This is a genomic window from Shewanella sp. NKUCC05_KAH (assembly GCF_019345585.1).
Taxonomy (GTDB): domain Bacteria; phylum Pseudomonadota; class Gammaproteobacteria; order Enterobacterales; family Shewanellaceae; genus Shewanella; species Shewanella oncorhynchi.
The window spans coordinates 58,919-82,626 of record NZ_JAHKQZ010000023.1; the positions used below are offsets into that span (position 1 = coordinate 58,919).

Genomic DNA, 23,708 nt, shown 5'->3' on the forward strand with positions numbered 1-23,708 from the left:
TTGTCTTATTAAGCTTTAGCCACTACGGTTTGGCCTATCGGTGTGAGGCTGAGTAAAGCCAACTTAAGATGCTGTATCCCAAAGGGAATACCGATAATCGTCACAAAACAAGCTAAGGCGTGGACCAAATGCCCTATGGCTAACCAGATCCCAAACAGTAAGAACCAAATGATATTTCCTACCATGCCTAATGCACCTGTGCCCAAGTCTTCACGTCCAGTTAAGTGGCGACGGTTCATTTGTTCTTGGCCGAAGGGCCAAAAGGTCATTTCGCCGATAACAAAACAGGCGCGGCCGAAGGGAATACCAATGATACTGATAAAACACAGGATACCTGCGAGCCACCAAGCGAGTCCCATCACAAATCCGCCGAGTACAAACCAAGCTATGTTGAATATTAAGCGTAATACAGCCATTGAAAGCTCCTTATGTTTACCCTGTTAGCCTTTATCGTTAGCTTCGATAAATTGAATATATGTCAATGTCTAAGCGATAACTATGCCAACTATTTAAATTGTTCATAATCAATTGGTTAATTATATGTATTCGAGATTCATGTGTCATTTTCACTAGTTTTTCGCCAAATTGATAATTTCTTAAGGGCGTAACAGGAAGGGCGGAGTTACACTAGCCTTCCCTTAACTGGTTTAAAAACCAGAGAATTTAATCGTTTGAGTAGCTTGATGTTTGCAAATTCCCCTGTCGATACATTTGCCTTTGCTGGCAGAGACATATTCCTAAAACGTGATGATTTACTGCATCCGGCGTTTAGTGGCAATAAAGCTCGCAAATTCGGCTATTTTTTAGATCATGAGTTTGCAGGCATCAGCAAGGTGATAGGTCACGGCTCGCCATTGGCTAACTCACTGTATTCATTGTCAACATTAGCGAAGATGAAAGGCTGGCAATGTGATTTTTATGTAGATCATATTGCCAGTCAAGTGGTTAAACATCCTACGGGCAATTACGCTGCCGCTTTAGCGAATGGCGCTAATATTATCGATTTAAGTGTGTTAATAGCACAAAAGCAGGCGTGCACTCAGTCGCAATCTGAACCTCACGTTTTATCAAATCTTAAGGCTAGTCCTGAGCCTACTGCGCAAGTGGGCGATGTGCGACTGAGTTGCCCTGATTATATAGAGGCTCAAGTACTCGTGAATGAGCCGACGGCGCTTTTTATTCCAGAGGGGGGGCGCTGTGCTTACGCCGAATACGGGATAAATAGATTGGCGCAAGAGATAGTACAGTTTGCGAAGGCGAATGGATTGGTTGATTTAACGGTATTTTTACCTTCGGGGACGGGAACGACAGCGTTATTTTTAAATCAGTATTTTATCCGTCAGCAAACGGCTATTCGCGTCGTGACTTGCGCCGTGGTGGGGGGCGATGATTATTTGCGCTTGCAATTTTCGTTGCTTAATACCAATACCAGTGAGCATCCACAGATTGTTAATGTCGGCAAGAAATATCATTTTGGTAAACTTTATCCGGAATTTTATGCCATGTGGCAGCGGGTCTGCGCCTCAGGCGTGCAGTTTGAAGTACTCTACGATCCCTTAGGTTTTATTGTGCTTGAAGATTATTTACAACGTAGTGAACCAGGTCCTGTGATGTATATCCACCAAGGTGGCTTACTCGGGAACGAGACCATGTTGCCACGTTATCAGCGTAAATTTGGGCAAAGTGGCTCATCCTGTGCCTCTGATCATTGACTTAGTGACGCTAAGACATAATATGTTTGAAGCTGTGTAATGCTAAGTTAAGCTGATGATTTGGAACGATGAGAAATATCAATGACTGAAGCGGAATATCTCGCCAATTACGATCCTAAGGTTTTTAAGGCTCAGCTACTGACAGTGGATGCCGTATTGTTTACCTATCACGATCAGCAACTTAAAGTACTCTTAGTACAACGCTCAAATCATCCATTTTTAGGTTTATGGGGATTACCTGGAGGGTTTATCGATGAAAATTGCGACCAATCCCTTGAGCAAACTGTATTACGTAAACTGCATGAGAAAACCGCGGTAGTGCCACCTTATATTGAGCAGCTATGCACTGTGGGTAATCGTGGTCGCGATGTAAGAGGCTGGTCTGTGACTGTGTGTTATACCGCCTTGATGAGTTATCAAGCTTGCCAAATCCAGATTGATTCAGTGAGTGATGTTAAGTGGTGGCCATTAGCAGATGTGTTGCAGATGCCCTTGGCGTTTGATCATCTGCAGTTAATTGAGCAAGCGCGGGAACGCTTAACACAAAAAGCCTTATATTCTTTAGTGCCAGGATTTGCACTGTCTGAACCTTTTACCTTGCCAGAACTGCAGCATGTTCATGAGGTTTTGCTGGGCAAGCCTATCCAAGGTAAATCTTTTCGTCGGCGGGTTGAACAGGCCGATTTATTGATCGATACGGGATTAAAGCGCACCGAACGTGGTCGTCCTGCTAATTTATACCGCTTGAAACCCAATACCGCATCGTATCGCTTCTTAAGAAATTTAGAATGTTGATCACAGTGAATGTGGATTTAGGCCAGATATTCGCCTTGCTCAATATGAGTTACGGCGACTGGTTATGCCTTATTCATGGTGACTTTGAATCAGTAAAGACTGTTTAATTACTGATTTTGTCCTAATGTCTCCGGTTCTTATATTACTCGATACCCATATTGTAGCTTCTTAGTTGTCGCGCCCATTTATAGTGTCTAAAGGACACTATATGTCATTTAAGCATAACATTTTAGGTTGCTCCGTCTGAAATAGTCTAAAAATCAACTTTACACAATAATGTCTTTAAGACACTATTGTTCATGTAGACAACAAGGGCGCCGTCAATTTCGGCAATCTTGCCACAGACAGGAGGTTACTATGTCTCAACGTATTCAAGCGTCTCAACGTATTCAAACGTCTCAACGTATTCAAACGTCTCAAGATGCTTCTCACGCTCAATGTTCGCAAGCCGATTTTTATCGGTTACCCGCAGCTAGCGATGAGACTCACTACCGCTTATTTCAATTTGGTGCGGGGGAGAATCATGTTCAAATACTTGTTCCTCCTGCTAAACGAGTAACGATCTTTTTCAGTTATCGGGGCGATCATTCCATCATGCAGCTCTTGTTGTTAACTGATGCATTACGTCGCAGTGGTGCCGAGCAAATTAATTTGCTACTGCCTTATATGCCGGGCGCTCGCCAAGATAGGGTGTGTAATGCCGGTGAGGCCTTGTCGGTAAAAGTCTATGCTAGCCTGATTAATCAGCAGCAATATGCTTCGGTCACTGTATTTGACCCTCACAGCGATGTCACCGCCGCATTGTTAGACCGAGTTCAGGTTATAGACAATCACAGCTTTGTCGCCGCTATCACTGCCCAATTATCGGATGAGCTAGTGTTAGTCTCGCCCGATGCGGGGGCGAATAAAAAAGTATTCGGCTTAGCTAAAGCGTTACAGGGAATGCCGGTGATCAGGGCCGATAAACATCGTGATGTGGTCAATGGCCATATTATCGCTACCGAAGTGTTCTGTGATGACTTATCGGGTAAAACCTGCTTAATCGTTGACGACATTTGCGCGGGTGGCAGAACCTTTATTGAACTTGCCATCAAATTAAAGCAAAAGGGAGCCCAAAGCGTTATTTTGATCGTGTCACATTATGAAGATAAGGCCAGCGAGTTGGTACTGCGAGAGTCGGGCATAGACAGATTATTTTGTACCGATAGTTTAGGTGTCCCCACACATATTTCGAGCGAGTTCTGTCATTGCCATGCTGTTTTGAGTTATATGAATCATTAAGGAAAATATTATGTACTTGAATCCTGTTACCGCCATTGATGGCTACAAAGTCGACCATCGTCGTCAATATCCCAATAATACTCAGGTGATTTTTAGTAACCTGACCGCCCGTAAATCCCGTCGTGGTTACACTGACCAAATGGTGTTTTTTGGCTTGCAATATTTTATCAAGCATTTCTTGATTGACAGTTGGAACCGTGATTTCTTTCAACAACCCAAAGTTCAGGTCATTCGTCAATTCTCCCGCCGTATCAATAACTATCTCGGGCCAAATAATGTGGGTACTCAGCATATTGAGGAGTTGCATGATTTAGGCTATTTACCAATTAAAATTATGGCATTACCTGAAGGCTCTGTGTATCCATTAAAAGTGCCTTGCTTGATTTTGTACAATACTGATGAGCGATTCTTTTGGTTGACCAATTATCTCGAAACCATCCTTTCTGCTAATGTGTGGGGTATGTGTACCAGTGCTACTACCGCGCTGCAATACCGCAAAATATTTGAGACTTACGCGCTAGAAACCGATGGTGACATCGCTTTTGTTGATTGGCAGGGGCACGATTTTAGTTTCCGTGGCATGTATGGTGCAGAGGCCGCTGTAATGAGCGGCGCCGCACATTTACTCAGTTTTACTGGGACTGATACCATACCCGCCATTGATTTTCTTGAGCAATATTACCTTGCCGATAGTGATAAAGAACTTGTCGGTGGCAGTGTGCCCGCAACGGAGCACAGTGTCATGTGCGCGGGTGGCATGGAGAATGAATTAGAGACGTTCCGCCGTTTGATTGAAGATATTTACCCAACGGGCATTGTCAGCATTGTTTCAGATTCTTGGGATTTTTGGCAGGTGATGACAGAATTCACCTTAGCGTTAAAAGACCGCATTCTTGCCCGCGATGGCAAAGTGGTGTTTAGGCCTGATACGGGTTGCCCTGTGAAAATCATTTGTGGCGATCCACAAGCACCAATCGGGAGTCCTGAATATAAAGGCGCTATTGAGTGTCTGTGGGACGTCTTTGGGGGTAGCACAACTGCCAAAGGTTACAAAGCGCTGAATAACCATGTTGGATTGATCTATGGCGATTCAATCACCATTGAACGTGCTGAAGCCATTTGTGCTGGCTTAAAGGCTAAAGGTTTTGCGTCAACCAATATTGTGTTTGGGATAGGCAGTTTTACCTATCAACACGTGACCCGAGATACTGACGGTTATGCCGTGAAAGCGACCTTTGCGAAAGTTGATGGTAAAGACAGAGAAATATTTAAAGATCCTAAAACTGATGATGGCACTAAAAAATCCGCTAAGGGTTTAGTAGCGGTATTTAAAGATGAGCAGGGTCAATTTTATCTTAAAGATCAAGCCAGCTGGCAAGATGTCAACAATTGCGAGTTTGTTCCCGTATTTGCCGATGGTGAACTATTAACGGAATATTCTTTGGCAGATATTCGCGCAAGGTTGGCAGAGTCTAGAAGTTGAGCCTATCGATTTGTGATTTTTAACGGCTATCGACAATAGCGAAGATAAAACTGGCAATGTGATTTCTATTAGGGTCATATTGTCAGTTAAGTTTTGAATTTATTGTCATCCTAAAACCACCGCCTCTGGCGGTGGTGATTGTTCCTTGAGGCTATAGCCTGAATTACGCCCATGCTAAAAGAGACTTCTTATTCACCACAAGTAAGAGGAAACGAAAAGCATGGGCGATTATAGAAGTTCATCACATGTTTATTGGCGTTGCAAATATCATATTGTTTGGACTCCGAAGTACCGTTTTAAAATGTTAAAAGGAAACCTTGGTAAGGAGTTATACAGGTCAATTTATATCCTTTGCAATATGAAGGGTTGTGAGGTTTTAGAATTAAACGTTCAGATAGACCACGTTCACTTGGTAGTCATAATCCCGCCGAAGCTGTCAGTATCAACGCTGATGGGAGTATTGAAAGGAAGAAGTGCGATAAGGCTATTCAATAAATTCCCTCATGTACGTAAAAAGCTATGGGGCAATAGCTTTTGGGCCAGAGGTTATTTTGTAGATACAGTAGGTGTTAATGAAGAAATCATTAGACGATATGTGCGCCATCAAGATAAACAAGATCAGGAACATGAGGCTCAATTGTCGTTGCAGATGATGTAGTTTTTGGAATAGCCCCTTCCAGGGGCAAGTCAAAGCCGCCTTCTAAGAAGGCGGATTCTTTACTTTAAGTCGCGTAAGTAAAACGCCCCATAAATAGTCAAATGCAAATACAAGCGATTAAGACAGTAACTGGTTCCGTTTAAGAATTTTATAGGTACGACAGCCAATGTTTTCGAGGTTTTTTAAATCTTTTAGGCTAGGCGTCACCTCACTAAATTGCCAATAACTGATTTCGGCATCTAACATTTCCAGCATTTTCTTCGAACAACCTAAACATTGTCCCTGGCACAGTTGTGCTTCTTCTAAATTGAGTGGAATAGTCTCTTTGATCTGGTTTATCAAGGTTTGCATGGCAATTTGAGTATTGGGTTTTGGCATAGATGATGTGCTGAACAGTATTCATGTGTATGAATATTAGCGGATGCTGCAATGGAAAGAGGTGATCTAACGCTGGATTTGACTCATTTGGTTCGGCAGGTATCTGTGTGAGAGAGATACAGCCTGAACCAAATGTGCTCGTCATAATGACGTAAAAAAGGATAGCGTGTTCGTGACATTCGGCTATCAGTCTACTTAAGTGCTCGGTACTGCGAAGATAATGGAAACCGATTAAATACACTTGAGTAAACGGGTACTGCGGTATTAATTTTTAACTTATCGTTTTACTTACTTTTTGACTTATTTGTTCGCGGACAATAACCATTTCATAAAGCTGATGGCTTCTGTACGTTTAGAAAAAGTCTGTCTGTTTTTACCTTGACGATCGGTAAAAGCAATTGAGGTTTTATTTACTGAGATTGAATCTACAGGGAAGTTCACTGTAATTTCATGTCCATTAATTTTGTATGACATATGCCACACTCCTTTTTGTTAATTCACCCATAGGTGAGATAGTTGTAACTATAAAATATCCTTAGCAATTGTGCGAAAGATTCGTTCTATTGAGTATCGAGGTTACCCCATCTTTGATTCATTAATCAAGAGATGCTTAATCGATAAATATTTCATGTTGTCGATTACGTCAATGGAATAACTCGATTCAACCAGTTGACCATAGCTTAATGACAATACTATGACAACAAGGAGAACGGTAAGTTCACAGACATAACCACATGATTTTAGTGATATCGAATGATTGAGCTTATGGGGTTTTGCTTGTAGTAGGCTTTCTTTATGAGGACCGAACTCTGATTGCTAAATATCAGGCTGGGTTAAAAAGGTAAACAACAAGGTGTATCTCAAAACGACGTGCAGTATATCAATAAAAATGGCTTATGCAAGTTTAATTTTTATTCGATGTCATTATTTATTTGCTAATGTTGAATTAAAGTGTGCTTTCGTGACTATTTACTTGATTTAAAGAGGAATTGTCAGGCCTATTTATGGGTTCGTTTTTATTTTTGTGGTAATTGACTAAGGTTAATATTGCCGTTTTATAGGTAAATGTTATAAAAAATCCCACTAAAACAGGTCATTTTAATGGGATTAATCGTAGTCAGTTATGTAATGGACTCGTTAAACCGAATTTATAAATGAATCTATGCGTTTGCTGTTGTTTAAAAACTCAGTCAAAAGGTTTAATAAATCAGTTCACCTATGGGATTGAGTAGCTTACTCAGACCTTTGGTAAAATGCAGCGGTGCATCTAATACTGTGTAGCATAAGCAACCGTTAATGGTTTTCGGTGAGTGATGATGTTGGCCGTCAAGCACGATAAAATCACCTGGCACATAGTCACCATTAAGATCGGAAAACTCTCCGGCTAGCAATAGTGTTAGTTCATAACCTTTATGGGTATGTTGGGGGATTTCACCTTGGGCATCTATATGCAATAGGCTAGCGCGGGTGTTCGTTTCGTCGACATCAAAACGCATGCGACTGACTTTGCCTAATATTTGCCATGGACGGGCCAAATGCTGACGAAACACCGAGGGCACAGTGTAATGCTGTTGCTTTATGTCGACATCGATAGGGGCGTTATTAGGCACATTTGTCGCTGCCGGTTGAGTCATGATTTGCGCCATCATAGCGTCAATGTCCAATGCCGATTCTTGATTGCCGCCTGAGTGTTGCACCTCAACATACTCTCTGTGCATCAACTCTTCGCCCGTATCATTTGCAGCATGACCGCCATCAGGATTTAATGCTAAATTTGCAGCTTGTTCTGTGAATAGGGCAAGCTGCTCACGACAAGCCTCACATAGGTCGCAGTGTGCGGATATTGCTATCGCCATTGATAAAGGTAAGTTCCCATTGGCATGGCTGACGAGTAATTCTTGTTGGGGATGATGCTTAATCATTGTGTGTCTCCAAGAAGCTTTTCAACTTTTCTAGCCCTAATCTTAAACGGGACTTTATGGTCCCTATCGGTACCTTTAGGGCATCGGCTAGTTCTTGTTGAGTGAGTTCTTGCATGTAAATGCCTTGCACAACTTGTCTTTGTGCTATGGGAAGGGCATCAAGATGTTGGAGTAATTTAGCCGTCAACTTGTGATCAGTGAGTGTGTCTTGAGCCATGGTCGCATCACACAGCGGCCAAATATCATCACCGAAAGTATCTTCTCTATTGTGTTGTACCCGTCTAAGCATATCGAAACATTGATTACGCATAATGGTAAACACCCAAGTTGTCACTGACCCTTTTTCTGCATTATATAGATGAGCCTTAGTCCAAACGCTGGTCATGGTTTCTTGTACTAAATCCATCGCCAACCCTTGTTGATTCAGTCTTTGTAAACCAAAGGCTCGGATCTTGGGCATGAAATGCTGGAATAAGTGACCAAAGGCGGCTCTGTCTCGGTTGTCTGCTACTTGTAGCATAAACGTGATTAAAGCATCCGCTTGAGGCTCGCAGGTTTGGGAAGCTGGAATTTCGTTATCCATAGCCGAATTAGTCAGAGACGTGATTGGGACATGATACCGAGTTTGCCTGCTTTGTGATTGAATATTTTCCATTATTTTCGCTCTTATCGCAGTCGTGAGTGCTGAGTGTGATATCAGTAACGACAAAATTGAGAAGTGTGTTGCACTTCTGAGCCCATTTTTGTTGTCAAACTTTCAATCAATACGAAGTGGCTTAAATAAAGGATCATTCACAGCATTATTTAATGACGGCCCGCAATAGATCTCGGGTCATAATATGATCTAAGGCATTAATGCAGGTGTACTTTTCGGATGCTTGTACGGGTAATATTTCTAGCCAGCGCTGGCAGACCCAAGCGATATCATCGAACTGTTCTGTTTGGTAGTGCTTGAGATGTTGCGGATATTCCTTAAGAATGTTTTGTAACATTTGACTCAAGTAACGTTCATCGGTCGCAATACGTACAGCAGGCCAATTGTCGATTAAACTGACGTCTCCGCGCTTTAAACCATCAGCTTCGACACTGATTTTATCAAGTTTAAAGCGTTTTGAACCTTGAATACTGATCCCTAATAGTCCGTCTGGTAAGGTTTCAAAATCAATAATATGCACTAAGGTGCCTATGGGCTGAATGGTTTTACCATCCTCTTCAAGCATACATAAGCCAAAGCCTTGGCCTGACTTTAATGATTCGGCGACCAAGCGCTTATATCTAGGTTCAAATACCCGCAGTTGCGTGTAACCTTCGGGCAATAAACAAATAGGTAATGGAAAAAGAGGTAATTTCATCGTGGCCTCTGGTGAACTTATGTTCCTATCATTACGTACCATAATGGCAGTTCGATCAGTAAAATTATTCAACAGTAGTTTACCCATAGTGAGAGGATGGCATGAAATTAAATCCATTTGAGAAAAAGATCGTTCAGCATCCATTACGTTTTTGGCTACAAAATCATCTCGAAGCGCCTTTACTAACGTCTATGATGCCAAAACCTATGGCTTTGTGCGAACGCGCATTAGAAATAGGTTGTGGGTTTGGTAACGGCATTCAGTTGATCCGCGAACATTTTGGCGCGGGACATATCACGGCCGTGGATATCGATCCTGAAATGGTTGCCTCCGCACAATCCCGTTGGCAATCTCGGCCGCAAGGGTTAAAAGGGCTGAGTTTCTCGGTTGCTGATGCAACATGTTTACCCTTTGGCGATGGCGAGTTTGATATGGTGTTTGATTTTGCCGTATTCCACCATATTCCAGAGTGGCAAGCGGCCATTAAGGAAGTTGCAAGGGTGCTGAAACCGAACGGATACTTTGTGATAGAGGATTTATATCGTGCCGCAATTTGTAATCCATTGAGCCGGCGCTTATTTGAGCATCCACAGCAGAATCGCTTTAATCATAGTGAGTTGTTAACGGTATTGTGCCAGCTGGGATTTGAGATTGTCAGCGATAGAAATGCCTTTAATCTTGCGGGTATGGTGCTCGCCCAGAAAATATTGCGTTAACACTAAGACCAAATATTAGCAATGTCGCGTATTATCTGAAAATATAAGCTTAGGGATGCAGATATCTGAGATGCGCTAAACGCAGTTTATGGCCGAACTTTGCGAGAGTGGTTGTAATTTTTAGATAAAATAGACTCTCAGCATGGTTCTTCATGGGAGTTTACCGCTATAATTTGAGCTAATCCGTCGCATGTGGGGAAAGGATTTTCCTCAAGAGTAGAGAAGCAGCATTATGGCAAACGTACTTGCAACCGTAGATCAGCGTACCAAACTCGTTGGTGAGAACCGACTTGAGTTGTTGCTCTTTAGCATTAATTCCACGCAGTTATTTGCCATTAACGTCTTTAAAGTCAAAGAGGTCGTCAAGCTTCCTCCCTTGAATGCGATGCCGGGTAGTCATCCGCATATTTCTGGTGTTGCTAATATTCGCGGGATTTCTATCCCCGTGATTGATTTACGTTCGGCCATAGGGTTTAAGCCCGTGCCGCCTAACGAAGATGCCAATATGATCATCACAGAATATAACCGCAGTGTGCAGGGTTTCTTAGTCGGTAAGGTTGAACACATTATCAACATGACTTGGAGCGATATTATGCCGCCGCCGAAAACGGCTGGACGTAATAATTATCTAACGGCAATTACTCGCATAGAGCATCAAGGTCAGTCGCAGTTAGTGTCTATTATCGACGTAGAAAAAGTCTTGGCGGAGATCATTCACTACGATATCCGTTTATCTGAAGGTGTACTCGACGAAACCTTAGTCCATGAAATGCCAGGCAGAAAAATCCTGATTGTGGATGATTCATCGACCGCCAGACGTCAAGTGCGTGAAACGTTAGGCCAACTGGGTATCGAAATTATTGAGGCATCTGATGGCTTACAAGCGCTGACGTTATTGCAGAAATGGCGCGATGAAGGTAAACAAGTTGCCAAAGAATTATTGATGATGATTACCGATGCCGAAATGCCCGAAATGGACGGTTACAAGCTCACTTCTGAAGTGCGTAGCGATAAAGCTATGTCGGATTTATTCATCACCTTAAATACTTCGTTGAGTGGCAGTTTTAACCATGCCATGGTTGAAAAAGTGGGCTGTGATAAGTTTATTTCTAAGTTCCAACCGGATTTGCTGGTGGAAGTGGTGCAAGAAAGATTAAGACAAGTGATCAATCACTGATCGCATTTTGAGATACGAACTATCGGTGATTGACCTTGAGTCGATCATCGATAGGTTCAGCGCTTTGAATGAACGCTTTAATAACAGTTTTTAATACGGTCTTTGAATCACATTCTTTCAACTGCTACTTTTTCAACTGCTTTTCTGCGAACATCTGCCGACCAACTACCTGTAACTCGCTCGATTATAACGCTAATTCGGCTGCTATATCGTGTAATACTTGGCGCTTCATTTCTTTGGCGGCGGCGATATGGATACGGGCGAGCCTTAAGGCATAGTTGAATCTTGCTCGGCCGACGAGGCGTACAAGTTCGGCAAAAAACTGTGGATCTAAAGTGAATTGCGTCGAATAGTATTGGATAGCGGCATTGACTGAATTAAAAGTCACGCCATCGAATTCAAAACCTGCGCTATAACCTTGGTCGTCAATTTCTTCGCCCTCTAATACCAGTGGCCAACCGGGCGCATTGATACGGTCGCGGGCAATTTGGTACATCATCCAAGCACTTTTTTTAAAACCTTCAAACACTTTGCAGGAGAATTCGGACTCAGCAAGCTCTTCTTCGGTCCAATTAATCCCAATGGCGAGGTGTTTCGCATAAATACGCATCAGTGCATCTTTGACGGCCATACGACAATCCCAAATGGAGCTAAGAGTATGTTGTTTGGCTAATCGCAAACATTCGCTGCAGGCGGGCACAGCTAACGAAGCATGTGGTGTATGTGTGCGTGCGATATATTCGAAGTGTTGATGACTCTGTTCGCCACAAAACCAGCAGGTATGACGTTTGTCGAAGGGAATATCGATAAGCGGAATAGCAGACATCAAGGAATGAGCACCTCAGTCCTTGATGCAATCAATGGCATACTGAAGCGATTAAACTTCTTCAACATCAACCAAATCTTTTGCTAAAACAATAGGATCAAGTTCAAGACAATCTTCATCGGTTTGCCAATCAACACCGATCAATACACCATCGTCGTTTAGATCTGAGACCCAATATTCCAGAAATTCTTCTAATGAAATAGAAACAGGTTGATAGTCGTGCCATTCGTCGCTGCAATGGGATTTTGCAGTAGCTTCATTTGACCATAATGGCATCACATCTGTGTCTTCAAATTCTGAAGAATCACAAACGACCCAGCCTTCGCCAGTTTCATCCATTAGACCCCAAAGCGTCTGATGTTGTTTTACATTTTTGATAAAGCCAGCCAAAGCCGCATTGATTTCAGTCATGATAGGTCTCTTTGATGTGTGCTGTTAACTTATCCATTATACGGTAACGTGCTGCGATACCAAGGGATTCTTTGTTAAGAATTTTTTTGTGTTGGATAACTGAGCAATAAGCCTATGCCGCAAGGTATTTATGGCGATAAGGATTGTGTTACGTGTCACTATGGGTCAGGATTATTGGTAATGAGTCGCCTTGGTACAGGCTGTTTTACTGACTAAATGTGGCTCAGATAGGGGCTTTACGTGGCGGGGAAACATGTCTTCTATGCTCTTGGCCGTTAAAGGTGTTTTGGATTCTAACCTTTCACTCGTTATGCCAAGGCGAATATCTCTCTAGGGCAATTCCCTCTTGAAGACGGAATATTGTCGTGTTTAGCCACAACAGTGTGATTGTTGTGAGATCAAATATTGGAGTTGTTGATTTGATTAAAATTAAAGGGTTAACTTATCTGTTTGCGAGTATTGCCGCCTGTGTCAGTCTGAGTGCCTGTTCAAGTGCGCCAACGGCGAGTGCCAATGCTAACGCAACCAGCACTAACGCAAGTGGCATTGCTGCTGAAGTCAATCAAATGCCCGATATCAGTGCTAGCGTACAATCTAATGCAGAGGCATTTCCAATGTGCTTGACTGGACTGCAAGCGCGGGCACGTGCAGAAGGCCTGTCTGAGGCGACGATAAACTCTACCATTGCGAACTTGAAATTTGTCCCTCGAGTGATTGAGCTGGACCAACAGCAACCCGAATTCAGCCAGACATTTGATAATTATTTCAGTAAGCGCGCGACCGAATGGCGCGTCAATGAAGGCCGCCGTTTACTGCAAAAGCACAGTGTCTTACTTAATCAATTAGCGCAAAAATACGGCGTCCCACCGCAATATATCTTGTCTTTTTGGGGACTGGAAACAAACTACGGCTCCTATAAAGGCAAAATGTCGGTATTGAATTCGCTGGCGACTTTGGCCTGTGAGCCACGCCGTAGCAATTATTTCACCATAGAGCTGATGCAAGCCTTAAAACTGAAAGAAAAGTATCAGTTCGATGATGACACTATGGTGGGATCATGGGCAGGTGCTATGGGACATACGCAATTTATGCCGTCGGCCTATGCCAAATATGCGGTCGATGGTGATGGGGATGGTAAGGCCGATTTATGGAATAGCACCACAGATGCGCTCACTTCTGCCGCGAATTTTTTGCAGCACTTAGGTTGGCAGCGTAATCAGCGTTGGGGGCGTGAAGTCTTGTTGCCAAAGGATTTTAGTTACAGTCATTTAGGTGCGAAACAGCCCTTGTCGTTATCTGAATGGGCAGCGCTCAATGTAACGCAGTCGAATGGGCAACCTTTGCCTGCCGTCGATATTCAAGCTGCGCTGTATTTGCCTGCGGGACACACAGGCCCAGCCTTTTTAGGTTATGAGAATTTTAATGTGATCATGCGTTGGAATCGCTCCGAATTTTATGCCATTACGGTTGGACACTTGGCCGATCGTATTAATGGTGGACAACCCTTGACAGTCAGTCCGCCTGAGCAACCACGCCTAAGCCGCGAGCAAGTAAAGCAACTGCAAACAAAACTGAACGAGGCTGGATTTGATGTTGGTAAGCCAGATGGCGTGTTGGGACGTAACTCTATGGCAGGGTTGCAAGCCTTTCAACGTAGCAAACAGATGATTGCCGATGGCTTCCCAAGCCCAGAGGTGTTTACCGCTTTAGGATTATCACTTTAGTTACTGTAGCTACTGTAGCCAAAGAGCGCTCGCTGCGGGTTTTGAGTGCTTTGAGGCCGGATAAAAAAGTGGAGTGAAAAGCACAGTTTTGTTAAGCTCGGCCCACAATTGAAATCGAAGAAAATCAAAGGATATTCGATGAGCATTAAAGACGATATGGTTGTGCAGTTTAACTACACACTGCGCGACGAGAAAGGTGAAGTGATCGAGACGAACGAAGGTCGCGATCCGATTGCCTATTTACACGGTCATGACAACATGATGCCAGGTTTAGAAAACGCGATAAACGGTAAAGCTATAGGTGAAAAGTTCACTGTGACTTTGCCTGCCGCTGAAACCTACGGTGAGCGTGTAGCGGATGCTGACGCACACCAACGTGTGTCAGTTAAGCATTTACTGGGTGCGACTGTGTGGAAACCAGGCATGACAGCTGTGGTTAATACCGACCAAGGTCAGCGCCAAGTGACTATCGTTAAAATGGGTAAGTTTATGGCGACTGTGGATGTAAACCATCCATTAGCCGGCCGCGAACTGACATTTGATATTGAAGTCGTAGGTGCACGTGATGCGAGTGATGAAGAAATCGCCCACGGTCATGCCCATGGTGCAGGTGGTCATCACCACTAATCTTTAGGCTTCGGGTTCGGCTTCGAACTTGGCTTCTATTTGACTCAATGTGAGATGAGTATAAGTTCAGTATGAGTTGAATGAATCGAGGCTAAAGATTAAATAGCAAAAGCCCAAACCTAGGTTTGGGCTTTTTGTTTTTATGGTGCTAATGGCTTAATGATTGTCGCAACCGCTAATGGCTCTTTATCTCGCTAATGGCTATGTTCATGCTCGAGTGGTTTGTCGGCAAACATCATATCTAGGCTTGCTTGGGTTTGGGGATGGTAGCCGCTGCGAGCCCTGAGATAGACGCTTTTGGCCCAGTCGTATTTATCAGAGCTTGCTAGCTTTTGATATAAAGGCACGATTAAGCGCATGCGGCCAATATGGGTTAAGTGTTGTATTAATGCGGGTAGTACTGCGTAATAGCCATTGTCTAGGGCGAGTGAATACCATGCGAAAGCAATTTCACTGTTGCCAGTGCCCGTAAAATGGAACGCCTTATCTAGCTCGGCAAGTTTGGTTTGGTCAAGATTGACTCTTGGCATTTCATTGATGAATCTTAACCACTGGTGGACTGTCCAAGTGCTGGTCTTCAACTCGCTTGCACTGAGTTTACCCTCGAGCCAAGTTTGTCTTTGAGCATCGATATCATCGAAGGCATGGGAATTGGGCGGCACAAGAAATGACGGTAAACCTTGACCTTCAATCCAAGTATCCACTTCACCTTCACTGACAAGATGGGGATATTTGTTTAATAGATTCAAAGATAAATATTCACGGAATTGCGCCGTAGTAATACTCTGAAATGCAAAATGATTGAAGTAGCTTTTCACAAAAGTGTCGAAGCGTTCACGGCCAAATTTTTGCTCTAAAAATATTAAGAACAACTGGCCTTTTATATAAGGGACACCGCTGAAGGCTTCGTCGGGCGAACGTTTACCGAGATCGAGATGTAGCACTGAATCGGCAGGAGTAAGTTCTGCAAGCTCTGCAAGCAATTCAGAGTAGCCGATGGTTTGCTCCATTAGTGCTCGGTCTCGGCCATAGAGGTCTTCCATGATGCGATTCTCAACATAGGTCGTAAAACCTTCATTAAGCCAGAGATCGCGCCAAGTGGCGTTGGTCACTAAATTACCCGACCACGAGTGCGCAAGTTCGTGGGCGATGAGGCTCACTAAGCTTTTATCACCCGCGATCACTGTGGGTGTAATAAAAGACAAACGCGGGTTTTCCATGCCGCCAAAGGGGAAACTTGGTGGCAAGATAAGTAAGTCATAACGTCCCCAAGGGTAATCGCCATAACGTTTAGCCGCGATTTTGATCATTTCTGGCGTGTCGGCAAATTCTTTGCTCGCTTTGTCGAGGATCTCTGGCTCAGCCCAAATGCCCGAGATGTTATCTAAGGGAGCAAACTTTAAATGCCCGGCCGCAATGGCAATCAAATAAGCTGGAATAGCCTGCGGCATAGTGAATTGGGTCTGAGTGCTCGACAGGGTTTTGCGATCGGCACTCATGACCACAGTGATGGCTTTATCGGCAGTAATTGTGGCGCTATAGGTTTGGCGAACGGCTGGCGTATCTTGCAGTGGGATCCAACTGCGAGCATGAATCGCCTGACTCTGACTGAACATAAAAGGCAACTGTTTACCTTGGGTTTGCTCTGGAGTTAACCATTGAATACCAGACGGATTATTCGATGTGTGGTAATTGATTTTAATTTTTTGGGTATCTTCATCGGCAAGTTTGATGGTCAGCGCCGCGCCTTTTACAGCGTCCGCTTTGGCTAAGGTGAAGGGCACGCTTTGCCATTTCCCAGCTGTATTTAAAGCACTTACGCTGTTAATCGTCAGATCTCGAGTATCTAAGATGAGTTCTTTCCCCGCCTTATGCCAAGCTAAATCGAGGGTGGCTTCACCGGATAAGCGGTTTTGCTTAAAATCGACGGTAAGGGCAAGCTCCAAATGACTCACGCTGACTTCAGTGTAATTGGCGTAGGTCTGTGCATCTTGGTTCTGCTGCGTATCAGCTTGTGCAACAGTGGCAGTAGGCTCAGTGGTTAAGGTATTTGGAGTGCTATTGGCATAAGCGCAGGGAATTAGTTGCAGGGCAAAGACTAGGGGGCTGCAAAGGACGGTTCGGCGAAGTGAAAGCATTATTTATAGTAGCCTAATGATGAAGTATGTTAGTTCGAGTTTGGGGTGATAAGACCATCAATTCAGCTTGGTTTTCTGTTAACCCACTCTATATAGCACAAAAGATATAGCGCAAAAGTTTACCTGATAATTCACTGGATTTGTTATCTCACTGTTAGCTCAAATGTAATCAAACTTTAATGGCTTGAATGCTGGTCAGGAAATGCCATCGGTAAAAGAGCACAAGTTTGCTATGATGACGGCGTTTTCACATAGGGCGGTTATCATAATGGTGTTAGATTTTTCGCAGGGTAAGTTAATCGTTACTGAGTTTGAGGTTCAAGTGCGCCTCAACGTTGCCAGTATCGTACTGCAAGCGAGTGCTGAGGATATCGGCTTGAGACGTCAGCCTCCTATGCTGATCGCCGATGGTGGCGGTGTACGTTGGAGCTTAGTATTGGACTCAAATGCTCAGTTACGTGCGATTCAAGATGTGCTGGGCATGGATGCTGAATAACCTGTGCCCGAGTGGTGATGAGTGTTTAACGTATAGATTTATCATCATTTTTTAGTTGATGAGTGTTTAATATCGAATTGGGAATTTTTAGTATGTCAGTTTCTCTTGAGCGTATTGTTGTCGAACCTAAGACTCCTGCTACGGCTGTGGTTATTTGGTTACATGGATTAGGGGATTCGGGGGCCGGATTTGCTCCCGTAGTGCCTGCATTAGGCTTACCTGTAGATCATGCTATTCGATTTATTTTTCCCCATGCACCAGAGCAAGCAGTGACCATTAATGGTGGCTACGTTATGCGCGCTTGGTACGATATTAAAAGCATGGATTTGCATGACAGAGCCGATATGCAAGGCGTGCTTGAGTCGGAAAAAAGGGTTGCCGCATTAATTAATGAACAAATCGCGGCGGGTATTGCGAGTCAACGTATCGTATTAGCGGGATTCAGTCAGGGTGGAGTCATGAGTTTATTCTCTGGACTGCGTTTCCCTGAGCCACTTGCAGGGATTATGGCGTTGTCTTGCTATTTGCCGACGGGCGATGTGTTACCCGCTGAATTAAGTGCGGCGAATCGCAATACACCCATATTACAGCAACACGGTCTACAGGATGATGTTGTACCATTATCCGCTGGAATGTTAGCAAAAGAAGCCTTAACTGCGGGCGGCTATCATGTTACGTGGCAAACTTATCCAATGCCTCATTCTGTCATTCCTGAACAATTGAAAGCGATTTCTAAATGGTTATTACAGCGATTTGAAATGTAGATAAGTCTAATTGCTTATAAAAACAGCATGCGGTAAGTTGAAATTTACCCATGCTTGTTTTTTTAAAGGAACAATCGCGATGTTTTTTCATATTTCCTAAGTTATTTATAACAAACGATTAAAATCCATTTATTCCATTTTTATTTTGTATTCTCTAAATATATAAAAATCAGTCATTCAGCTTATTTTTTATATGAAACAAATCCTTCTTAAAATGCCCGCCAAATTTCATATAAATGTCAAGTTTTTAATAAAAATGACACAATTTATCTTTATTATTTGCTATTATCCGTGACGCTGAACTTGATGGAGTTCACGGCAATCTTTCTATGATAAAATAATTAAAATCAAGGGGTTGATGTAATGAGACATATGCTTATTAAAGGATTAGTTGCAACTGCTGTTCTCGCTGCACTTGCGGGTTGTAATAATAGTGATGACGATAAAGTTCCAACAACGTGTGCTGAAGCGGGAAGTGCTTGTAAAACGTTTACCGTTTTACATACCAATGACAACCATGGCCGTTTCTGGGAAAACAGTGATGGTGAATACGGTTTAGCCGCTCAGAAAACTCTGGTTGATCAAATTCGTGCAGAAGTGAGTAAGAATGGCAGTCAAACCTTATTATTATCTGGTGGTGATATTAATACGGGTGTACCAGAATCTGATCTTCAAGATGCCATACCAGACTTTACGGGCATGAATAAAATTGGTTACGACGCCATGGCTGTTGGTAACCATGAGTTTGACAATCCGTTATCAGTACTTGATATGCAGCGTCGCCTTGCTGAATTCCCTATGTTAGCGGCGAACATTTACCGTAAAAATGCCGATGGTACTCTTGGTGAGCGTTACTTTGATGCCTATAAAGTATTTGACGTTAATGGTCTTAAAGTTGCTGTTATTGGTTTAACGACAGAAGACACTGCTAAGATTGGTAACCCAGAATACATTAGCGATCTAACATTCACCGATCCCAAGGTGGAAGTTGCTAAAGTGATTAAAGAAATTAAAGATGCCAAAGCGGCAGATATCATTTTCGCTACCACGCACATGGGTCATTACGCGGATGGTAAAAATGGTAGTAATGCCCCTGGCGATGTAGCTATGGCTCGCGCATTGAAAGAAGGGGATTTACAAGTTGTTATCGGTGGTCATTCACAGAATCCAGTGTGTATGGAACCGGGAACTGACAACAAAGCTTATGCAGCCTTTAAGCCTGGTGATGCATGTGCACCTGATAAACAAAATGGCACTTGGATCATGCAAGCCCATGAATGGGGTAAATATGTTGGCCGTGCAGATTTTGAATACTTTAACGGTGAACTCCATCTAGCGAGCTACAAGCTTGTCCCTGTGAATATGCGCAAACTGGATGATGCTGGTAAGAAAACTGCTGACTTAGCAGGCACTAAAATTGAACCGGATTCAGAGTTAAAAGAGCTGCTTTCTTACTATCAAGAGAAAGGTCAAGCTAAGTTAGACGAAGTCATTGCGACAACGGATGCCCTGTTAGATGGTGAGCGTGCAAACGTGCGTAATAAGCAAACTAACTTAGGCCGTATGTTAGCGATGGCACAAAGTGCTAAAGTGACTGCTGATTTTGGTGTAATGAACTCCGGCGGTGTACGTGCATCTATCCAACCAGGCAACATTAGTTACCGTGACGTGCTGACTGTTCAGCCATTTGGTAATATGGTTACCCTTAACGAAATGACGGGTACTGAAGTTGCGGTTTATTTAGGCGCAGTCGGCAGTCTTCAAGTTGGTTCTGGTGGTTATGCACAAATCACTGGTGTGAAAATGACCATTGACTGTGTGGCTAAAACAGCCAACATCAGCGACATTGGCGGCAAGGATTTTAGCCCAACAGCCACTTATAAGTTCACTGTACCTAGCTTTAATGCTGCGGGTGGTGACGGTTATCCTAAACTAACCAGCCCAATTCAAACGGGTTTTGTTGATGCTGATTTACTCTATTCTTTCTTGAAAGAGAAACAAGTGATTAAAGCTGCTGACTACAATCCTGTAGGCGATATTGTTTATGAGAACTCAAAAAGTGTTGAAGGTTGCCAACTTTAAGTAATCAATCATTACTCAGTGTTTCAATATTAATGCCACTCAAATGAGTGGCATTTTTTATGGTTAATTAATATTTAACTAAGTGTAAAATAATATTCAGCGTTTTATTTGCGATACACTTTGATTCATTTGTGGCGTGAGTTTCTCGGTGTTCTTTTGGTTAACAATTGATATTTATTGTATCAAATTAAATATTTAATATATTCAACAGGTCTGCATTGCTTAACCCCATGATGTATATCCGGATATCTTATATTCAAGTTGATTTATTTTGTGTCAATTTGTTTTGATTTGAGATTAATTTTTTTTAATGGTTGACTTAGATGTTGCGCATTAACATTATCCCTACAGCGAAATAGAGTTCGCTTGCCAAATATAAAAATAACAAACATAGGGTTTTATTTACCTCAAGGAGAGATTAATGCGCTATTTAAGTTTAACGGCCAAAGCCGTTCGTACTAGTTTAATTACAGTGGCGACAAGCAGTGTGGTTTTTTCTGGAATAGGCTTTTCTGCAGCGGTAAGTGCAGCAGAAGAAAATGCGAAAGTTGAACGCATTGAAGTGACGGGTTCTCGTATTAAACAAGTTGATATGGAAACTGTTTCACCCGTGACTGTCATTAATGCTGCGGATATTGCCATGACGGGTGAAAAAACCGTTGCTGACGTATTGAATAACTCCGCGATAAACAGCTTTGGTTCTTGGCGTGGTATTTCAGGCTATGGCTCTGGTGCAAGCTCAACCAGTGATGTCAATTTACGCGGTTTAGGATCGTCTGCGACATTAGTGTTATTAGATGGACGCCGTATGCCTGGCACGAGTTCAAGCTCTGGCTCTGTGGCCGATACATCTTCTATCCCTATGGCTATCGTGGAGCGCATTGAAATCCTGCGCGATGGCGCCTCGGCAGTATATGGTTCCGATGCGGTTGCGGGCGTGATAAATATTATCACTAAGAAGGAGTTTGAAGGGTTTCAGCTTGATTACAGCACTGAGCAGCCAAGCGTAGAAGGGGGCGATGCTAACCGTTTATCACTTGCAACTGGCTTTAATACTGATAAAGGCAATATCACGCTAACCTATGAATATTATGATACTAAAGCGGTAATGGATCGCGATATTTGGCGAATGGACGATTCAAGTTATAATGCATATAGTGGATATAGCTCAGTACCAAACGGTAAATATGGACCAGGCAATGGTAGCTGGTATAGTAATTCAGATATATGTGAAAAAACGGAAAATACCATAGACTCAGGTGATGGTCGTTGTTTATATAATCATGGCAATGTCACTAAGTTATTTGGTGATCAAACCCGTAATTCGCTGTTATCTAATTTCTCCTATGAGATTTCAGAAAATATAAAATTCCGAGGCCGTGCTTCTGCTTCATTAGCAGAAACTGAAACCCGTTATGCGGGTACGCCAGTATCAACGAATACCCCTGTGATGAGTGCCGATAATAAGTTTAACCCAGTTGGTGAAGAATTAGTGATTTCTATGCGAGGTGCGCAACTTGGCGAGCGAGATACATTAACTGAAACTAACAACTTTGATATTCTAGGTGGCTTTGTTGGTACAATTGATTCAGGGAATGGTATCGACTGGGAATTAAATGCCCAGCACGCAACATCGACGACAAATAGTTTTAATTATAATTTACTGAACGACGATATTATTCAGCAAGAAATTGATTCAGAGCAATATGATATTTTCAATACCTCTGAAATGAGTTATGAGCAGTGGGATCAACAGATGACAGATCTGTATCGTAAAGCAGCGCATACTGGGGTTTATCAGGGCAAATTTGAAAGTACTCAATTGGATGGTCTTGCTTCGACCTTACTGCTCGATGACGGTGATCTTTCAGTCGCTATGGTCGGCGGTCTTGAATATGAAATGATCAAGTTTAAGCAAACCAGTGATCCAGAATCGGCCGCGGGTATTATCTCCGGCGGTTCGGGGGGTGATGATGTGGATGCCACGCGTGACCGTAGCGCTGCTTATTTGGAACTCCAAGTAGGCTTACCTGCCAATGTTGAGTTTTCTGCCGCAGTACGTTATGAGCGCTATGAGCAGGAAGGAACTCTCACAGGGCCTCAGGGGGAAGTCGTTAATTCATCGACCTTCGATGCCGTGGTGCCTAAGTTTGGTTTAAGCTGGCGTCCTATAGACACGTTATTACTGCGTGCTAGCTATGGTGACTCATTCCGTGCACCGAATATGAGCGAAATGTTCTCGTCTCAATCCTTGAGTTTTGAGAAGGGTGTTGATTCTTTATGGTGTAATGAACCTGGTAACGTGGATGCCATATATTGCGCGACTAATAATCAACACAAAACCTGGTATGGAGGGAATCCTGATCTAGAGGCAGAAGAGGGCAACTCGTTAACCTTTGGCGGCGTTTGGAATGTCACTGACGCATGGAATTTGGAGTTATCTTATTACTCAATCACCTATGACAACAAAATTGAGTCAATTGATGTGGATGATATCCTGCGTGATGAAATCAAGAATGGTTCTTCTCCCTATGTGACTCGCGGCCCTGATGGCAAGATTGAATATATTGAAGCTGGAGTTCGTAACTTAGCTACAGTTGAGACCTCAGGTATCGATTTTGTTACGGCTTATAACTTAGAAACAGGCTTTGGGGATTTCAATTTCAAACTGGATTTAACTCATGTGCTTGATTTTAAAAAGCAGGATAACGCTGAAGCAGACATGATCGACTACGCAGGGTCGACTGACTCGCCCGATTGGCGCGGTAACTTTGCGACTAGTTGGAAATACGATGATTTCTCTGCCGCATGGACAGTTGTTTATATTGGTAGTCAATCAGCAAGTTATTTCAACGAGTTAGAAGAAACCGACCGTTATGTTGATTACGATAATTACTTTAAACATAACATTCAGTTTGGTTATACCCATGCTTATAACGGCTCTATCACAGTAGGGGTGAATAATGTGTTTGATGCTGAAACACCAAACTATTACACCTATGCCGATTATCGCGATGTGAATGTGGGTTTATATGATGTGTTAGGTAGAACGTATTACCTGAGAATAAACCAGAAGTTTTAGGTTGTCCGCCCTCCCTGGATAACTCAAACCTCCGCTTGCGGAGGTTTTTTTGCTTATAAGGCAGTTTACTGGATGTCGAATGAG

The 23,708-nt window shown here is 43.0% G+C and carries 22 protein-coding genes; 13 read left to right on the forward strand and 9 right to left on the reverse strand.

Annotation, left to right across the window (positions count from 1 at the left end; genetic code table 11):
* Window positions 1-8: 8 nt before the first annotated feature.
* Window positions 9-416 (reverse strand): YccF domain-containing protein, encoded by a 408-nt coding sequence (locus tag KO533_RS18770; protein WP_028759602.1) that lies wholly within the window; start codon window positions 414-416, stop codon window positions 9-11.
* Between the two features lie 267 nt (window positions 417-683).
* Here KO533_RS18770 and KO533_RS18775 point away from each other — a divergent pair, with 267 nt between their 5' ends.
* The 5 genes from KO533_RS18775 (at window position 684) to tnpA (ending at window position 5,929) form a co-directional block, all read left to right on the forward strand.
* Window positions 684-1,712 (forward strand): pyridoxal-phosphate dependent enzyme, encoded by a 1,029-nt coding sequence (locus KO533_RS18775; RefSeq protein ID WP_219255611.1) that lies wholly within the window; start codon window positions 684-686, stop codon window positions 1,710-1,712.
* Between the two features lie 81 nt (window positions 1,713-1,793).
* Window positions 1,794-2,507, forward strand: coding sequence for an NUDIX domain-containing protein (locus tag KO533_RS18780; protein WP_131525016.1), 714 nt, complete (start codon window positions 1,794-1,796; stop codon window positions 2,505-2,507).
* Between the two features lie 357 nt (window positions 2,508-2,864).
* On the forward strand, window positions 2,865-3,788 hold the full coding sequence (gene prs / locus KO533_RS18785; RefSeq protein ID WP_219255613.1) for a ribose-phosphate diphosphokinase: 924 nt from the start codon (window positions 2,865-2,867) through the stop codon (window positions 3,786-3,788).
* Between the two features lie 10 nt (window positions 3,789-3,798).
* Window positions 3,799-5,271 carry a nicotinate phosphoribosyltransferase gene (locus KO533_RS18790; protein WP_219255615.1) on the forward strand — a complete coding sequence of 491 codons (1,473 nt, stop codon included), beginning with the start codon at window positions 3,799-3,801 and terminating at the stop codon, window positions 5,269-5,271.
* Window positions 5,272-5,491: 220 nt separating this feature from the next.
* Window positions 5,492-5,929: an IS200/IS605 family transposase gene (tnpA, locus tag KO533_RS18795; RefSeq protein ID WP_219255617.1), complete on the forward strand. Its 438-nt coding sequence runs from the start codon at window positions 5,492-5,494 to the stop codon at window positions 5,927-5,929.
* 117 nt (window positions 5,930-6,046) lie between these two features.
* On the opposite strand, the gene KO533_RS18800 is transcribed toward tnpA, so the two are convergent.
* The 5 genes from KO533_RS18800 to KO533_RS18820 form a co-directional block, all read right to left on the reverse strand.
* A complete protein-coding gene (locus KO533_RS18800) occupies window positions 6,047-6,307 on the reverse strand; it encodes a hypothetical protein (protein WP_219255619.1) in 261 nt (86 codons plus the stop codon).
* Between the two features lie 300 nt (window positions 6,308-6,607).
* Window positions 6,608-6,781 carry a hypothetical protein gene (locus KO533_RS18805; RefSeq protein ID WP_006082106.1) on the reverse strand — a complete coding sequence of 58 codons (174 nt, stop codon included), beginning with the start codon at window positions 6,779-6,781 and terminating at the stop codon, window positions 6,608-6,610.
* Window positions 6,782-7,506: 725 nt separating this feature from the next.
* The gene (locus tag KO533_RS18810) at window positions 7,507-8,229 is read right to left on the reverse strand and encodes a ChrR family anti-sigma-E factor (RefSeq protein WP_212601323.1); all 723 of its coding nucleotides are present in this window, start codon (window positions 8,227-8,229) and stop codon (window positions 7,507-7,509) included.
* Window positions 8,222-8,884: a sigma-70 family RNA polymerase sigma factor gene (locus KO533_RS18815; RefSeq protein WP_028759609.1), complete on the reverse strand. Its 663-nt coding sequence runs from the start codon at window positions 8,882-8,884 to the stop codon at window positions 8,222-8,224. Before KO533_RS18815 ends, KO533_RS18810 begins: the two co-directional genes overlap by 8 nt.
* A 145-nt stretch (window positions 8,885-9,029) precedes the next feature.
* Window positions 9,030-9,581, reverse strand: coding sequence for an LON peptidase substrate-binding domain-containing protein (locus tag KO533_RS18820; RefSeq protein WP_028759610.1), 552 nt, complete (start codon window positions 9,579-9,581; stop codon window positions 9,030-9,032).
* Between the two features lie 101 nt (window positions 9,582-9,682).
* On the opposite strand from KO533_RS18820, the gene KO533_RS18825 reads away from it, so the two are divergent.
* Together KO533_RS18825 and KO533_RS18830 are read left to right on the forward strand one after the other, a co-directional pair.
* Complete coding sequence (locus KO533_RS18825; protein ID WP_219255620.1) at window positions 9,683-10,297, forward strand: class I SAM-dependent methyltransferase; 615 nt, start codon at window positions 9,683-9,685, stop codon at window positions 10,295-10,297.
* 232 nt (window positions 10,298-10,529) lie between these two features.
* Window positions 10,530-11,474 (forward strand): chemotaxis protein CheV, encoded by a 945-nt coding sequence (locus tag KO533_RS18830; protein ID WP_105252200.1) that lies wholly within the window; start codon window positions 10,530-10,532, stop codon window positions 11,472-11,474.
* A 184-nt stretch (window positions 11,475-11,658) separates the two neighbouring features.
* On the opposite strand, the gene KO533_RS18835 is transcribed toward KO533_RS18830, so the two are convergent.
* Together KO533_RS18835 and KO533_RS18840 are read right to left on the reverse strand one after the other, a co-directional pair.
* The gene (locus KO533_RS18835; protein WP_219255622.1) at window positions 11,659-12,300 is read right to left on the reverse strand and encodes a hypothetical protein; all 642 of its coding nucleotides are present in this window, start codon (window positions 12,298-12,300) and stop codon (window positions 11,659-11,661) included.
* Between the two features lie 51 nt (window positions 12,301-12,351).
* On the reverse strand, window positions 12,352-12,711 hold the full coding sequence (locus KO533_RS18840) for a DUF2750 domain-containing protein (protein ID WP_028759614.1): 360 nt from the start codon (window positions 12,709-12,711) through the stop codon (window positions 12,352-12,354).
* A gap of 419 nt (window positions 12,712-13,130) precedes the next feature.
* Between KO533_RS18840 and KO533_RS18845 the strand changes: the two genes are divergently transcribed.
* Window positions 13,131-14,435 carry a lytic murein transglycosylase gene (locus KO533_RS18845; protein WP_028759615.1) on the forward strand — a complete coding sequence of 435 codons (1,305 nt, stop codon included), beginning with the start codon at window positions 13,131-13,133 and terminating at the stop codon, window positions 14,433-14,435.
* Between the two features lie 138 nt (window positions 14,436-14,573).
* Complete coding sequence (locus KO533_RS18850) at window positions 14,574-15,062, forward strand: peptidylprolyl isomerase (protein ID WP_173244249.1); 489 nt, start codon at window positions 14,574-14,576, stop codon at window positions 15,060-15,062.
* Between the two features lie 194 nt (window positions 15,063-15,256).
* Here KO533_RS18850 and KO533_RS18855 read toward each other — a convergent pair whose 3' ends face one another.
* Window positions 15,257-17,200, reverse strand: a complete 1,944-nt coding sequence (locus tag KO533_RS18855; RefSeq protein WP_219255624.1) for a M1 family metallopeptidase — start codon at window positions 17,198-17,200, stop codon at window positions 15,257-15,259.
* A gap of 268 nt (window positions 17,201-17,468) precedes the next feature.
* Between KO533_RS18855 and KO533_RS18860 the strand changes: the two genes are divergently transcribed.
* The 4 genes from KO533_RS18860 (at window position 17,469) to KO533_RS18875 (ending at window position 23,624) form a co-directional block, all read left to right on the forward strand.
* On the forward strand, window positions 17,469-17,696 hold the full coding sequence (locus KO533_RS18860; RefSeq protein ID WP_006082094.1) for a DUF3389 family protein: 228 nt from the start codon (window positions 17,469-17,471) through the stop codon (window positions 17,694-17,696).
* A gap of 92 nt (window positions 17,697-17,788) precedes the next feature.
* A complete protein-coding gene (locus KO533_RS18865) occupies window positions 17,789-18,460 on the forward strand; it encodes a carboxylesterase (RefSeq protein ID WP_219255626.1) in 672 nt (223 codons plus the stop codon).
* A 363-nt stretch (window positions 18,461-18,823) separates the two neighbouring features.
* Complete coding sequence (gene ushA / locus KO533_RS18870; protein WP_028759619.1) at window positions 18,824-20,542, forward strand: bifunctional UDP-sugar hydrolase/5'-nucleotidase UshA; 1,719 nt, start codon at window positions 18,824-18,826, stop codon at window positions 20,540-20,542.
* 421 nt (window positions 20,543-20,963) lie between these two features.
* Window positions 20,964-23,624: a TonB-dependent receptor gene (locus tag KO533_RS18875; RefSeq protein ID WP_219255628.1), complete on the forward strand. Its 2,661-nt coding sequence runs from the start codon at window positions 20,964-20,966 to the stop codon at window positions 23,622-23,624.
* The last annotated feature ends 84 nt before the right edge of the window (window positions 23,625-23,708 follow it).

Bases quoted from the DNA above. Each gene is read 5' to 3' on its own strand.
- KO533_RS18770 (WP_028759602.1), bottom strand. From the start codon at position 416: ATGGCTGTATTACGCTTAATATTCAACATAGCTTGGTTTGTACTCGGC.
- KO533_RS18775 (WP_219255611.1), top strand. From the start codon at position 684: ATGTTTGCAAATTCCCCTGTCGATACATTTGCCTTTGCTGGCAGAGAC.
- KO533_RS18780 (WP_131525016.1), top strand. From the start codon at position 1,794: ATGACTGAAGCGGAATATCTCGCCAATTACGATCCTAAGGTTTTTAAG.
- prs (WP_219255613.1), top strand. From the start codon at position 2,865: ATGTCTCAACGTATTCAAGCGTCTCAACGTATTCAAACGTCTCAACGT.
- KO533_RS18790 (WP_219255615.1), top strand. From the start codon at position 3,799: ATGTACTTGAATCCTGTTACCGCCATTGATGGCTACAAAGTCGACCAT.
- tnpA (WP_219255617.1), top strand. From the start codon at position 5,492: ATGGGCGATTATAGAAGTTCATCACATGTTTATTGGCGTTGCAAATAT.
- KO533_RS18800 (WP_219255619.1), bottom strand. From the start codon at position 6,307: ATGCCAAAACCCAATACTCAAATTGCCATGCAAACCTTGATAAACCAG.
- KO533_RS18805 (WP_006082106.1), bottom strand. From the start codon at position 6,781: ATGTCATACAAAATTAATGGACATGAAATTACAGTGAACTTCCCTGTA.
- KO533_RS18810 (WP_212601323.1), bottom strand. From the start codon at position 8,229: ATGATTAAGCATCATCCCCAACAAGAATTACTCGTCAGCCATGCCAAT.
- KO533_RS18815 (WP_028759609.1), bottom strand. From the start codon at position 8,884: ATGGAAAATATTCAATCACAAAGCAGGCAAACTCGGTATCATGTCCCA.
- KO533_RS18820 (WP_028759610.1), bottom strand. From the start codon at position 9,581: ATGAAATTACCTCTTTTTCCATTACCTATTTGTTTATTGCCCGAAGGT.
- KO533_RS18825 (WP_219255620.1), top strand. From the start codon at position 9,683: ATGAAATTAAATCCATTTGAGAAAAAGATCGTTCAGCATCCATTACGT.
- KO533_RS18830 (WP_105252200.1), top strand. From the start codon at position 10,530: ATGGCAAACGTACTTGCAACCGTAGATCAGCGTACCAAACTCGTTGGT.
- KO533_RS18835 (WP_219255622.1), bottom strand. From the start codon at position 12,300: ATGTCTGCTATTCCGCTTATCGATATTCCCTTCGACAAACGTCATACC.
- KO533_RS18840 (WP_028759614.1), bottom strand. From the start codon at position 12,711: ATGACTGAAATCAATGCGGCTTTGGCTGGCTTTATCAAAAATGTAAAA.
- KO533_RS18850 (WP_173244249.1), top strand. From the start codon at position 14,574: ATGAGCATTAAAGACGATATGGTTGTGCAGTTTAACTACACACTGCGC.
- KO533_RS18855 (WP_219255624.1), bottom strand. From the start codon at position 17,200: ATGCTTTCACTTCGCCGAACCGTCCTTTGCAGCCCCCTAGTCTTTGCC.
- KO533_RS18860 (WP_006082094.1), top strand. From the start codon at position 17,469: ATGGTGTTAGATTTTTCGCAGGGTAAGTTAATCGTTACTGAGTTTGAG.
- KO533_RS18865 (WP_219255626.1), top strand. From the start codon at position 17,789: ATGTCAGTTTCTCTTGAGCGTATTGTTGTCGAACCTAAGACTCCTGCT.
- ushA (WP_028759619.1), top strand. From the start codon at position 18,824: ATGAGACATATGCTTATTAAAGGATTAGTTGCAACTGCTGTTCTCGCT.
- KO533_RS18875 (WP_219255628.1), top strand. From the start codon at position 20,964: ATGCGCTATTTAAGTTTAACGGCCAAAGCCGTTCGTACTAGTTTAATT.